Origin of the sequence: Arthrobacter silviterrae, assembly GCF_011045165.1 — a bacterium.
In the GTDB taxonomy this organism is placed as follows: Bacteria; Actinomycetota; Actinomycetes; order Actinomycetales; family Micrococcaceae; genus Specibacter; species Specibacter silviterrae.
In genome coordinates this window covers 1-13,302 of sequence record NZ_JAAKZI010000031.1, presented here as the reverse complement: position 1 = coordinate 13,302, position 13,302 = coordinate 1, and the positions used below count along the sequence as shown (strand labels likewise).

The 13,302-nt window shown below is 59.0% G+C and carries 12 protein-coding genes and 1 pseudogene; 10 read left to right on the top strand and 3 right to left on the bottom strand.

Features of this window, described 5'->3' with window-relative positions; all coding sequences use genetic code 11:
• Positions 1-73: 73 nt before the first annotated feature.
• Complete coding sequence (locus tag G6N77_RS15475) at positions 74-742, bottom strand: MarR family winged helix-turn-helix transcriptional regulator (RefSeq protein ID WP_165183074.1); 669 nt, start codon at positions 740-742, stop codon at positions 74-76.
• A 347-nt stretch (positions 743-1,089) separates the two neighbouring features.
• On the opposite strand from G6N77_RS15475, the gene G6N77_RS15470 reads away from it, so the two are divergent.
• From G6N77_RS15470 to G6N77_RS15430, 9 genes are all read left to right on the top strand, one after another.
• Positions 1,090-1,293, top strand: a complete 204-nt coding sequence (locus G6N77_RS15470; protein WP_165183073.1) for a Flp family type IVb pilin — start codon at positions 1,090-1,092, stop codon at positions 1,291-1,293.
• Between the two features lie 110 nt (positions 1,294-1,403).
• Positions 1,404-1,760: a TadE/TadG family type IV pilus assembly protein gene (locus tag G6N77_RS15465; RefSeq protein WP_306987303.1), complete on the top strand. Its 357-nt coding sequence runs from the start codon at positions 1,404-1,406 to the stop codon at positions 1,758-1,760.
• The gene (locus tag G6N77_RS15460; RefSeq protein WP_165183071.1) at positions 1,748-2,719 is read left to right on the top strand and encodes a TadE/TadG family type IV pilus assembly protein; all 972 of its coding nucleotides are present in this window, start codon (positions 1,748-1,750) and stop codon (positions 2,717-2,719) included. The genes G6N77_RS15465 and G6N77_RS15460 overlap by 13 nt, the downstream gene beginning before the upstream one ends.
• Positions 2,720-2,725: 6 nt before the next feature.
• Positions 2,726-3,451 (top strand): Flp pilus assembly protein CpaB, encoded by a 726-nt coding sequence (cpaB, locus tag G6N77_RS15455; RefSeq protein WP_165183070.1) that lies wholly within the window; start codon positions 2,726-2,728, stop codon positions 3,449-3,451.
• A complete protein-coding gene (locus G6N77_RS15450) occupies positions 3,448-4,644 on the top strand; it encodes a CpaE/TadZ family protein (RefSeq protein ID WP_165183069.1) in 1,197 nt (398 codons plus the stop codon). Before cpaB ends, G6N77_RS15450 begins: the two co-directional genes overlap by 4 nt.
• On the top strand, positions 4,641-6,035 hold the full coding sequence (locus G6N77_RS15445) for a TadA family conjugal transfer-associated ATPase (RefSeq protein WP_165183068.1): 1,395 nt from the start codon (positions 4,641-4,643) through the stop codon (positions 6,033-6,035). The genes G6N77_RS15450 and G6N77_RS15445 overlap by 4 nt, the downstream gene beginning before the upstream one ends.
• A gap of 137 nt (positions 6,036-6,172) precedes the next feature.
• Positions 6,173-6,964, top strand: coding sequence for a type II secretion system F family protein (locus G6N77_RS15440; protein WP_240902275.1), 792 nt, complete (start codon positions 6,173-6,175; stop codon positions 6,962-6,964).
• A 70-nt stretch (positions 6,965-7,034) separates the two neighbouring features.
• Positions 7,035-7,913 (top strand): type II secretion system F family protein, encoded by an 879-nt coding sequence (locus G6N77_RS15435; protein WP_165183066.1) that lies wholly within the window; start codon positions 7,035-7,037, stop codon positions 7,911-7,913.
• A 638-nt stretch (positions 7,914-8,551) separates the two neighbouring features.
• On the top strand, positions 8,552-9,241 hold the full coding sequence (locus G6N77_RS15430) for a prepilin peptidase (RefSeq protein WP_165183065.1): 690 nt from the start codon (positions 8,552-8,554) through the stop codon (positions 9,239-9,241).
• Between the two features lie 1,709 nt (positions 9,242-10,950).
• On the opposite strand, the pseudogene G6N77_RS15425 reads toward G6N77_RS15430, so the two are convergent.
• Positions 10,951-11,262, bottom strand: a pseudogene (locus tag G6N77_RS15425) (integrase core domain-containing protein); the annotation flags it as partial.
• 156 nt (positions 11,263-11,418) lie between these two features.
• On the opposite strand from G6N77_RS15425, the gene G6N77_RS15420 reads away from it, so the two are divergent.
• Entirely contained in the window at positions 11,419-11,961 is a 543-nt protein-coding gene (locus G6N77_RS15420; protein WP_205678328.1) for a hypothetical protein, read from the top strand.
• Between the two features lie 81 nt (positions 11,962-12,042).
• On the opposite strand, the gene G6N77_RS15415 is transcribed toward G6N77_RS15420, so the two are convergent.
• On the bottom strand, positions 12,043-13,047 hold the full coding sequence (locus G6N77_RS15415; RefSeq protein WP_165183064.1) for an integrase core domain-containing protein: 1,005 nt from the start codon (positions 13,045-13,047) through the stop codon (positions 12,043-12,045).
• Between the last annotated feature and the right edge of the window lie 255 nt (positions 13,048-13,302).

Genomic DNA, 13,302 nt, shown 5'->3' with positions numbered 1-13,302 from the left:
TGCATAGGCTGCCGGTCTTGGTCGTCCGCTGGTGCTGGGGCCGTTTCCGGCGGGAACCGTTCTTCGGTGGTGATCACGTCATCGGTAACCTGTGAGGTAGCGTGCTGTTAGGCATTGTTTCAGGGTCAGATAATAATCCCGGGTCGTTTCGGCGGGCAAAACTGAACCAGGTGGTCCACGTTTGGTTCGGTGGAGGGCTTTTGCGATAATTCACTGTCCCTCGGTTCTGCTGGTCCGCAGTAGTCCTGGGGTTCTTCTCGGCTTGGCTCTCTGGTGACTGTGCTGCCAGGATTGCGGCTTCGAGCGAATGGTTAAGTTCGGCAAGGAACTTTTCTGATCTTTCGACGCCTTGTTCTGCCAGGCGCGATACTACGTCAAGCACCGCATCCTCGAACTTCTCGTACAGCCATTCCATGGCATGCAGGCCAGCGGGAGTGAGGGAAATCAGCAGGCCCCGGCGGTCTTCGGGATTTGGGTCGCGCTTGAGAAATCCATTCTTTTCCACGCGGTCCAACAGCCCCGTCATGGTCCCGGACGTTACACCCATCAGGATCCGAAGTTCCTTTGGCGCCATGGATCCCTCACTGTACAAAAGGTCCAATGCGGTCAGGTCGCTGTTACCCAAGCCAAGTTCCCGGCCCCGTTCAGCCCTCAGGCGTTGTCCGTTGGTAGCCAGGGCATGCAGCTCCTTTGCCAGGGACTTCATCCCATCCCTTGCCCCTGCGCTGGTTACTTCATCCAATACGCGTGTCACTCCTTCGATAATCAACTCGCATTCCAAGCTACTTAGCAATCATCATACTTGAGTATTTGCCGGTCAGATCGGCATCGTCCATGATCCTACAGTGTCGGTTCCTCGAAATTTACCGACTCTAGGCCTGTGCAACAAGTAAACCACGCAACATTCCGTTGGGCTAGAGAGTATGGCCGGCTGGGCGACGCCATTCGCAGCGAAACCAGTGGTTAACTTGAGATCCAAGTCTCTTGACCTTCTTGGTAAACCTACCTAGTCTTAGGTTGTCGCCCAAGTTATAGCTGCTACTGCATGGGGCGGCAGGTCTCCCCTTTAGCTCAGTGAATAGGAATGTTATGTTGCCTCTTTTTCTCACCCTTCAGTCCTTCCTGACTGCGACCAAGCGCCGCCTCAACCGTGAGGAGTCGGGCGCCACCGCTGTTGAATACGGCCTGCTCGTTGGTCTTATCGCCGTTGCGATCGTGGCCGCACTGGTGCTCCTGGGCCCCAAGCTCGCGACTCTGTTCACGAACGTCACTGCCGCCATCCCGGCCGGCTAAGCCGAAGCAACGTGTGGGGCGGGCGGGCCCAGACTGGGGGCTGCCCGCCCCCCGTTACGTCCAGGAGGGATCGGATGTCTCGCACTCGGTCTGAAGACGGCGCGGCCGCAGTGGAATTTGCTCTCCTGTTGCCGATTCTTATCATGCTCATACTTGGAATATTGGAATTCGGGCTGGCGTACAACGCGCAGATCACCGTCACGAATGCTGCGCGCGAAGGTGTACGGACCATGGTGATCCAAAACAGTCCCGGCGCGGCAAAAGCAGCTGTTGAAACGGTCTCATCGACGCTGGCACCGGCCATTACAGACTCGGAAATCACCATCACTGTCTCCAACGGGACCGCGACGTGCACCGGCGGGTCCACGGCCACTGTCAACATCCAATACCCGTTCCAATTTCTTACCGGGTTCTTCGGCACCGGTTACACAATGACTGGCAAGGCGGCCATGCGATGCGGCGGTTAATTGCACCGGGGCTCCGGAACGAGCATGGGGCTGTCGCTGTTATCGTCGCCCTGTGTATGGTTGCCTTGCTGGGTGCGGTGGCCTTCAGCATCGATGTCGGGGCAATGTATTCCGAACGCGCACAGCTTCAAAACGGTGCTGATGCGGCCGCCATTGCCATTGCCCAGAGCTGTGCGGCCGGATCTTGCGGAGACGTCAATGCCATCGCTCAAAGCCTGGCCAACGTCAATGCCAATGATGGTGCCAGCAATATCGGTGCCGTCGATTTCCCGTCGTCAAATAGTGTGCACGTCATGACGACGACGAAGGACGCATCCACGGGTGCCGGTTCCTTGGCGCTTTCCTTCGCCCCGGTCCTTGGTACCAAGACCAAGACCGTGGCGGCGGATGCGACCGCCGGCTGGGGTTATCCCGCCAGCGGGCCGGACAAGTTGGCCTTGGCATTCGCCCCGTGCGTCTTCAAACTCAATGGGGCCATTCAAGTTATTAGCCTCAGCGGCAGCGGTGGAAGTTCGTGCTCGAGCACCAGCCCCTCCGGACAGGTCCTGCCGGGCGGTTTCGGCTGGCTCAACGATCCGGCCGGGACGTGCAACGCCAATGTGAGCATCAGCAGCAATGCCGCCGTGAGCGGCAACACCGGTGTGAGCATCTCCGCACCGTGCGCGGCCGCGCTTTCCAATCTGGCAAACAAGACCGTCCTGTTGCCTGTCTACAGTGATATTGGCGGGACGGGTTCCGGTGGCTGGTATGTCATCCAGGGTTGGGCGGCTTTCAAGGTGCTGGGCTGGAACTTCACCGGGCCCACCACAAACTACAACAACAACACCTACCCCGGAGCCACCTGCCAGAACACGTGCAAAGGACTCATCGGCCAGTTCATTAGCTTCGTGTCGCTCGATACCAGCTTCACCACAGGGGGGCCGAACCTCGGCGCCGCCGTGGTTACCTTGACGAAATAGAGAACAGTGAAAGTCCGACTGCTTAGTATCCTGGCCGCCCTTGTCCTCGCCATAATCGGTGCCGGCCTGATTGCCTCCTATGTCCAGGGCGCCGACCAGCGCGCCTATGCCGGAGCCGTCACCCGTAAAGTGCTTGTCGTTGACAAGCCGATTGCGGCCGGAACGTCCGTGAAAGTGCTTGTGGGATCCCTGCGAGTCCAATCCATTCCGGACGCAGCGGTGGCCGATGGAGCGATGAGCGCTCTAGATGCCACCACGGACTTGGTCACAGCCGTCAACCTGGTGCCAGGAGAACAACTGCTGCGCTCCCGCCTTGTCAGCCCGGCTTCCCTGCAGGCTGCCGGCACCGTCGCGGTACCCAGGGGCATGCAGGAAGTCAGCGTGCAACTTAGCCCTGACCGGGTGGCCGGCGGACGGATTGCCGCCGGGGACACCGTCGGGATTTTCGTTTCGTTCCCAGCATCGGCAAGCGGACCGGCCATGACACGCCTTGTCTTCCACAAGGTCCTTGTAACGGCGGTCCAGGGCGCCCCAGCCGACACCGGCAAACCGGGCTCCACCGCCGCCGGCGCCCCCACCGGCAGTGAACTTGTTACATTTGCTCTATCCACAGCAGACGCCACAAAGGTTGTTTACTCGGCCCAGTACGGATCCATCTGGCTCTCCAAGGAACCGCCCAGCGCAGATGAAACCGGCACGGGCAATGTAACCCAAGGCAATGTGTTCCATTGAGCCGGTTTATCCTGATCACAGACAACCACGATTTCGAACAACGCGTTCGGAAGGCAATTTCCGGGGGCCTCGCCGGTGAACTGCAAACGTTAGCCGATGTTGCCATTCCCGAAACGCCGCAGGACCTGCTTTCCGGCGAAGGGGAGGAAAGTACCGAGGTCATCCTGTTGGGTCCGGGCGTCGCGCCCGAGGATGCGCTGCACCTTGCTGCGGTCTTCGACGTCCAACGTCCCACGGTCAGCGTTGTCCTTGTCGCCGTCCCCGACCAGGACCTTGCATTGGCTGCCATGCGGTTGGGGATCCGCGACATCCTGGATCCGGAAGCTGAGGAGAGAACGATACGTGTCCTGCTCGAGAGGGCTGGCCGGTCGGCTGCGACCCGGCACCGCGCCCTGGACGCGTCTTCCCCAAAGCCCGCCGACGCTGGACGCACCATCGTAGTCGCGTCTTCCAAGGGCGGTGTCGGCAAAACCACGCTGGCTACAAACATCGCGGTTGCCTTGGGCCGCATCGCTCCGATGTCCACTGTACTTGTGGACCTGGACGCACAATTCGGTGACGTATCCATTGCCCTTCAACTAGATCCTGAACATACACTTCTGGACGCGGTGACGGGGGCGGCAAAGCAGGATCCCATGGTCCTGAAAGCTTTTCTGAGCGTGCATGACAGTTCGATCTACGTCTTGTGCGCCCCGAAGCTTCCCGCCCACGCGGACCGGATCACCGGCCAGGACGTCGTGCATCTGATTGAACAACTTGCCGGAGAGTTCCGCTACGTGGTGATCGACACCGCGCCCGGCCTGGGAGAACAGGCCCTCGCTGCCCTGGAACACGCTACCGATGCGGTGATGGTGTGCACCATGGATGTTCCCAGCGTCCGCGGCCTGCGTAAGGAACTTGACGTCTTTGACCAACTCGGTCTGGTTGCCCCGCATCGCCGAAAGGTTGTCGTGAATATGGCAGAACGGTCCAGCCCCCTCTCGATCCGGGACATCGAAGCAACCCTCCGAGGACCTGTGGAATCCATCGTTCCCCGGGCGAAGGAGATCGCCTTTTCCACAAACAAAGGCGTCCCGCTGCTGCACTACAGCTCCCGCGGGCCGGCCGTCAAAGCCCTCAACCGGCTCGGCGATAGTTTCCGTCCTGACTCGAAGCCCCGCAAAGGCATGCACAAACGAGCGGAATTGGCATGACCCTTACCGAACGACTTGCCGCGCTCGGCGTGGGCGAGCCCACCAGTGCTCCCCGGCCCGTCCCAGCTTCGGCGCCCGCAGCACCCCCGCCTGAGGCGTCGTCCCCCCTGGACGCCTTGCTAACATTGAAAGCACGGGTCGGGGCCGCCCTGTTCGAACGACTGGGCAGCCGTCTAAACGATCCGAACTTGGCCGAGGACGACCTCGTGACCTTTGCCCGGGATGCCCTGGCTGAGATCGTCGAAGCTGAACAGCTCCCCTTGAGCAGCACAGAGCGTCAACGGCTCGTGAGGCAGATCAGCGACGATGTGCTCGGGTACGGTCCACTGCAGCCGTTGTTGGACGATCCCAACCTTACGGAAATCATGGTCAATGGCCCCGACCAAGTCTTTGTCGAACGCAACGGGCTGCTCACGCTTACGGCTTCACGGTTCCGGTCCGAAGAGCAGCTGCGGCGGGTTATCGAGAAGATCGTGTCCCGCGTCGGTCGGCGCATCGATGAATCCTCTCCGCTCGTGGATGCCCGCCTGGACGATGGATCCCGAGTCAACGCGGTAATCCCTCCGCTTGCGGTGAACGGGTCATCGTTGACTATTCGAAAGTTCGCAGCCGACCCGCTTAAAGTTCAAGACCTGATCTCTTACGGATCCATGTCCCACGAAATGGCTGAACTGCTCGATGCCTGCGTACGGGCGCACCTGAACATCATCGTCTCCGGAGGAACCGGGACAGGCAAAACAACACTGCTTAATGTCCTCTCCTCCTTCATCCCGACCGGCGAACGAATCATCACCATCGAGGACGCAGTTGAGCTCCAACTTCAGCAGCAACATGTCGTGCGGTTGGAAAGCCGCCCGTCCAATATCGAAGGGAAAGGCGAAATAACCATCCGAGACCTGCTCAGAAATTCCCTTCGCATGCGACCGGACCGGATCGTTGTCGGTGAGTGCCGTGGCGGGGAAGCCCTTGACATGTTGCAGGCCATGAACACCGGTCACGATGGATCCCTTTCCACCGTCCACTCCAACTCTCCGCGGGATGCGATCGCCCGGATGGAAACCTTGGTACTCATGGCCGGAATGGACCTTCCCCTGAGGGCCATCCGCGAGCAAATCGCTTCGGCGGTCAACCTGATTGTTCAGCTGACGAGAATGCGTGACGGCAGCCGCCGAATAACCCACATAACTGAGGTGCAGGGGATGGAAGGAGACATTGTGACGCTGCAGGATGTATTCGTTTTCGACCACTCGGCCGGGGTCGACAGTTCAGGACGAATACTCGGCAAAACGGTATTCACCGGGGTGCGTCCAAGGTTCACTGACCGGTTCGCCGATTTTGGGATCAATATCTCCCCCCAGGTATTCGCCATGCAGGAAAGCCGGTCACGCTGATGCTTTTTGGTGCTGTCGTTTTGCTGTTTCTTGCAGCTGCCGTGGTTATCTTCGGAGTCTTCAAGCCCGGTGAGGGATCTCTCCCCGTCGAGAGGCGGCGCCCGGCAGACGCAACCTCCGAGAGCGGACTAAGCAGGATGACCGGCTCGGCTGCCGGTATCATCTCAGCCGCCCTCCAGCGCCTGGGCTGGTCCCGGGCCCTGGCCGCAGGGCTGGAACGGGCAGGACTAAAGCTGGCACCGGCCGAATTCCTTATTCTGGTCTTCTCCGGCATGCTTACCGTCCTGTTATTTGGCTACCTGCTCAGTGGAATCGGATTGGGTCTGTTGCTAGCCCTGCTCGTACCTCTCGGGGCCAAGCTGCTGCTGGGCCTTAAAGAATCCAAAAGACGGACAGCATTCGCAAACCAGCTGGACGACACCCTCCAACTCCTATCAGGCGGACTCAGGGCAGGACACAGCCTACTGCGCGCAATAGACGCGGTCTCCCATGAAGCGGAATCTCCCACCAATGAGGAATTCGCCAGAATCGTCAATGAGACACGCCTGGGCCGTGACCTCAACGAAGCGCTCGAGCAATCAGCCGAACGCATGCACAGCGATGACTTCGGCTGGGCGGCGCAGGCGATCGGCATCCACCGCGAAGTAGGCGGAGACCTGGCCAGTGTCCTGGACCAGGTAGGCCACACTATCCGCGAACGCAACCAGATCCGGCGCCAAGTAGCCGGGCTGAGTGCCGAGGGCAAAATGTCTGCCTATATACTCTTCGCCATCCCCTTTGCCGTCATTGGCATCCTCACGCTCACCAGCCCGTCCTACATCGCCAAGTTCATACAGTCACCAATCGGATTCGCCATGATCGGGGCCAGCATCGTCATGTTGACCATCGGCGGACTATGGATGAAAAAAGTAGTCAGCTTCAAATTCTGACCGAAACTTGGGCGGCGCTTCTGACCCTCCGGACCTGTACTGCCAGTTACCGCCCCTGAAAAGGAGAAAAATGCCCGCCACGGTAATCATCGCCATCATTTTGGCAACCGGCTTTTTACCGTTCGCCATCTGGTGCCTGATGCCGGCAGACGCCGCATCACGCAGCGAAATCCGCAAAAACCTCTCCCGCGGAATGGAAGTAGCCGACCCAACACAGGATTCACTCATGCCTTCCCTTATGGCTCTGGGCGACCGTCTGGTTCTACCCGCCAACCGTCGACTGATCGATAAACTGCTGGGCCTGGCCGGAAGACCACAGGCCTGGCCCCTCGCCCGCCTCGTAGTGGCCAAGCCACTGCTCGCCGTCATCGCAGCAAGTCTGGGACTTCTTCTCCTCAGTGCCGGCCCGTCCGGCCCCTTATTGGCCTTAGTCATTCTCCTGGTAGTCGTCGCCTACTTCATTCCAGACCTGCTACTTTACAGCCGCGGCATCGAACGCCAAGCTGCCATCGGCCTGGAACTGCCTGACACCCTGGATCAAATGCTCATCGCCGTCGAAGCCGGCCTCGGATTCGAAGCGTCAATGTCCCGTGCCGGACAAAACGGCAAAGGCCCGCTGGCCGAAGAGCTGGTTCGAACCCTGCAAGACATGCGGGTAGGCATGTCTCGCCGGGAAGCCTACCAACTACTGGCCGAACGCACCGCCGTGCCCGACCTTCGGGCATTTATCAGGGCCGTCGTTCAAGCAGATATGTATGGTATTTCCATCAGTGCAGTGCTACGCGCCCAAGCGAAGGAGATGCGCACGAAACGACGCCAAAGAGCGGAAGAAAAAGCCATGAAAATACCGGTAAAAGTGCTCTTCCCCCTGATGCTCTTCATTCTTCCCGTCCTGTTCATCGCAGTCCTCGGACCGACAGTGATCACAATCGTCAGCACCTTCCTCTAGCGCCATCATGGCCCCCGATTCCCCGACACCGGAGAACTCAGCCTCCATCCAAGGCGAGAGAACCCCGCCCAAGACCACCATGCGCAAACTGCACATCACCCGCCGTTTCACGTGTCAAAAAGGACCACCCCCCGGGCACGCAACCGTTTCCGTGCCGACTCCTGCCGAAATCCTGGCGACCAGATCCGAGATGCCGGGACGCCGCAATCCTCACGTGCCAAACACGTTCCGGCAATGGCCCTATCGCCCGCCGCATTCCAGGCTGACATATTGCCACATGAGACCAGCTATGCAGGCCCCATCTCAAACGTACCTACCTTCCAATGCGTCCTGTCATCCGGATTGGACCCGGATACCTGAAAAGAATCGGCTCCCGCCCCATGTCCGGTTCACACAAGCTCTCAATCCATCACGCGGCAAACCCGGAACGAATAGCAAACTCGAAACCGCTGGGAATCAAGGCCTTTTCAGTGGTTCTGCCCCCGTCCACGCAAAACCGCCCAATGGCGGTTCTCCCGCTGCGCTGACAACCAACGGCAGGGATATTCGTGTGTCGTCCGGGACATGGGTGAAACGATGGCGCTTGGCATGATCCAACGGGTTCAGCAAGTCCCCCAGCGACGAAAGAAAGAAAACGCTTGGTAAATCATCTTCCATGGCTCATGGCCGCCTGTTGTGCGATAGGAGCATTCACCGGATGGTTCGGCGAAGAAACAGCACTGAGGTGGACCCCCCATATAAAGTACCGGCCATCGCGGCGGGCAAGGTGGGTGACCAGCCTCCTGAGCATTGTGTTGTTTCTGGCCCTGGCCCTGAGGTTCGGCTTCACGGAAACACTACCGGGCTATCTCTTTCTGGCCGCCAGCGGGACCATCTTGTCCCGCATCGACCTGAAAACGAAGCTCCTGCCCAACCGGATTGTATGGTCGGCCTTCTGGATAGGGGCCGGGTTATTGACCCTTGCCAGCGGAACCGCCCACTCCTGGCCGAACCTTGCCAGAGCTGGACTGGGTGCCCTCATTCTGTTTTCCCTGTATCTTTTTTTGGCCCTGATTTCCCCGGCAGGGCTAGGCATGGGCGATGTGAAACTGGCCGCCGTTCTGGGCATGTACTCCGCTTATATCAGCTGGGGCACGCTCTTTGTCACCGGGTTCCTGGGGTTCCTCCTGGGGGCAATCGTTGCCCTCATCGTTGCTGTATTGGGGCAGGGCCGACGCCACACAACGTTCCCATTCGGACCGTCCATGTTCGGGGGTGCAATGATATCCATCCTCGGATCCGCGAAGATCGTCCCCTTCCTGTTCCCTCTGCTGCCAACCGGATACTAGCTGCAATCATATTCACGGGCTATCGATTCACCTAGAAATTCAACCAAGGACGTGCCGCAGAAAATTGACAAAAGTCTCCTATAGGTTTTCGAGAACAGGCGCGACCTCACGCCGCACTAACCCTCAGATCATGGCGTCTGGAATGCCATTATTACCTGCCCTCTATATATGTGATCAGTTATGTGGTATTGGTTATGAGAAAACTAATTAAAAAGATGTACTAATTGTTAGGACGGCGGCCAGGGTCTGATTGACCGTCCGGTTCCTAGTACTGGGTTGTCTTGCGCGTCTGGCTATCCGCTAATTTTCCTCAATACCTGGCATGTCCATCTCTGTGCATGCCTTCGAGCCACGGATAAGTGGCCCGCCAAGCAACAAGTTAGGAGGACAGACTATGCCAGATGTATCGGAATTTCTTGACAGGTTCCCCTGCCATCCAGGCACCCGGACGCCGGACCAACACGAATCCGAACCATGTCCCCTGGGCGCCCCCGACCCTCAGGCCCGCCACCGATGGACAGAGGAAAGCGGCACCTACAGCCTGGCAAGTCAGCGGAACAATAATCCGCTGGCTGAAATTCAGGCGGTGATCGCCGATCTGAACTATCGCCTTGCCTACTACGTCCGTGGCCAGGACATGGTTGGTGGTTCTGTCCCAAAAAAGGATCGCCAAGCCCTCGCCTGGATGTGCACAACACTGGAGGATATTTCCGCCACGGTCATTGGCATATCCCACGCCCGAAGGCGTCGACCGTGCACCTTTGCTCGTTCCACTACCCAAAGGGAAGCCGGCACTACTGCAGACCCAACCCTGTCAGAGAGCCTGTTGACCGCAGACCACCAGACCGTCGATGACCCGCCCCGACCCGACGGCCGAATAACGCCGGAGAGCGGTCGGAGCCGGCCTTCTTGGGAATCTGAACTAGACGAGGTGCAGGACACCTGGCACCTCGGTAGGACATCTCTGAATCAACCGGTTGATTCCCTTGCAGGACCAACCGACCTGCTACAGCACGATTTTGCCGCAACAGCCGAAAGTCAATCAGAGCGGGGCGTTCGACGCGAATCACCACAGCGATACCGAATACACGGCGCCGATCAGTCAGGGCCATGTCCCGCGGGACAAGGAACAAGCACCGATCACACCGGGCGCTGTCAAGGATACGGAGGACGAGAGATGTTGATGGCAGAATACAATCAGGGATGGCGGAGTGATTCGATAAGTCTTCTCGAGGCCATCGATGACCCCCAGATTTTCAGGGATCGGCTTCCGGCAGCACATCCCTTAGAGCGGGTATGGATTCTGGGTATGCTCGGCCGGTTGGAGGAGGCAGCCCACGAAGGGGAAGCAATCCTCGCTGTAGCCTCCAACCGGTTCCGTCCCCTCCTCATCCTGGCACAGATATATCAGCGGCAGTACCGTTGGCACGAAGCCGCAAAATTGCAAGAAGAAGCCCTGCAAGGTGCTCGGATACTGGCCCGAGAAGCACTTGTCCGTGAACAAATCGGAGGACGCCTCCTAGCTGAAGGACACTACCGTGCAGCGGCAGCGGAGCTAGAATGGGCAATGGATCTTTACCGAACCGTCGGCCGATCAGAGTCACAGACCAAAGCATGCGCACTCGCCCTGGGCAGGGCCCACGATGCAACCTTCAAACAGAATCAGTGCGCCCGTCAAGTTTGTGAGACAGTTTGATTGATTTTTCTTCTTACGCTGCTATTTGTTCGGTTTGATTTTGGTATTCGGCCATGGCCCGCGCTGGTGGCAGGCCCTGGTTGTTTGCATGGGGCCGGCGCCGGTTGTACCAGGACTCGATGTACTCCATCACGGCGGTCCTTGCCGCCATATGATTGGCGAAATCGTGGTGGTGGTACATCTCGGTTTTCAGGTGGGAGAAGAACGACTCGGCGACCGCATTGTCCCAACAGACGCCGACCTCGCCCATGGACTGTGTGACGTTGTTGCCGGCGCACCAGCCCTGGAACGCCCCGGAGGTATATTGACTGCCCCTGTCGCTGTTAAGCCGAATTCGGCTTAACAGCGATTATGCCAAAAAATCGTTATGCCGAGGCTGGTGTGCTTGCCCTTGTGATTCGGGGTTCTCTGGCCTGTTCCTCGGCTTAACGTTTCCTTCTAGCCTGTTTTGTATCCATGCTCCCAATGGAAGGACAAGACAATGGATACGACAGTTACGGCACTTGGAGATGCCGTTGTGGCAGCGTTGGAAGACGCCGGCTACATGAACTCCACGATCGAGCAGGTTCGCAAGTCGATCAAGTGGCTGGGTGTGCTGGCCGAGAAGCAAGATGGCCTTTATACAACCGGATTGGGGGCGGAGTTTGCCTCCATGACGATGAGCCCGCGCACCGGGCGGTACAGTGCACAGCGGCACACCGATTACGGTCGGTTGGTGTGGTTGTTCGACTCGCTCGTGCTCACCGGGGCGGTGGATCTGTCCATGCGGCCCGGCGGGCAACACAGGAAGCAACCTGATAGTGCTGAATTCTCCGGGCTTCTGGCTTCGTTCTCCCAGGACATGGCGCAGCGTGGTCTCGCGCAGTCGACACAGAACTGCTTCGGCGGACTGGCCCATGAGTATCTGAATTTCTTGGAGTCGAGCCGGATTTTCTCCTGGGATGACGCCGACTGGCGGATAGCCCCGGTTGGTACTGCTGGTCCACGTAGTTGGTGTGTAACCTCGCTACATCGTGGACAGTGAATATCACCTCTTCGTGCACGCCGGGTCTCAAGAGTTTGTACACAGCTACCAGCATCATGGCGCCGGCAGCTGTGCACGTGGTTATCGGGTGGCCATCACGTCGGGTTGTTCTTCTAGGCGTTTGGCAAATTGGTCCTCGTAGTGTTCTCGTTTGCGGTCCCACTGTTTCGTCGCGTACTCCGCCTGCACGCCTTGAACGGAGTATGAGGCAATGTAGCGACCGCGGACATTCAGGGCAACCATCGGCAGCGGGAAGGAGAAGACGATCTCACCGGTGGCTGGGTCGGTGAGCATGAAGGCATCGTCGGTGATGGTCCGGTAGAACAGGCGGTCGGCGTAGGTCGTGGGCAAGGAGACGTGGAAGCCCTGGTAATAGACTTGCCGGTTCGCGCGGGTGACTTCCACGATTGACTGGTCCGCGGCCCTGCCCTGGGCATTGTCATCGGCGAGGATGGCCCCGGACTTGGTTATCGTCAGGCCCGCCCTGTCGAGGTCTCCCTGACGGCGTGTACGGACTTGCATGTAATACGAGGCTTTCGCTTCCAAGACCGGCAAGGGAATCGGCTCCGTTGCCGGTGTGTGCTCGAGTAATTCCCATGCTGTGCGCGGTGTGGCATGGTCCAGGGATTGGTGCGGACGGCGGTTGTTGTAGTGGTCCCGAAACCGGCCAATCCTGCCCTGGAGCTGCTCGAGGCTGGCGGGGCGGTGCGCATCGAGGAACCGCAGCAGGGTTTGATGAGAGCGCTCGTTCTTGCCCTGTGTGGTGGGTTTCCCCGGCAGGCCGCTGATGGGCATGGTGCCTTTCGAGGCGAGGAAGATTTCGACGGAACCGATCCGGCCGGCCCGCAGCTGGTTGAACGCCGAGGAGTTGTCCGAAAGCAGCTCCCTGGGTGCGCCATAAGCCATGATGGCTCGTTCAAGTACGTCCTTGGCATCGGCACTGTTCTCGGCACGGGAATACGCTGCCGTGCCCACATCGAAGCGCGAAGCGTCATCGAGCAGCTGGTACACGGTGACAACTTGTCCGCCGGTGAGTCGGTACTCGAAAGCATCCAGCTGCCACAACGACATCACGGTGGCACGCACAAACGGGATGTACGAGGACTTCGGGCGTTTCCTGGGGGCTGCATCCCTACGTGTCAGGGTTGGGTAAGGCCAGCACCTCATAGCAACTTCGTCTAATTCGTAGGGCGAGAATCAGGATCACCACTAATGTCTGTCTCCACAATTTCCCCGCCGCGGGAGAATGGGTCCATGAGTAATATTGGCCCCAGGTCCGGTGGCCCGACCCCTCGCAGGTCGTTCACGCCGGCACAGAAATTGGCGTACTTGGCTGCGTAT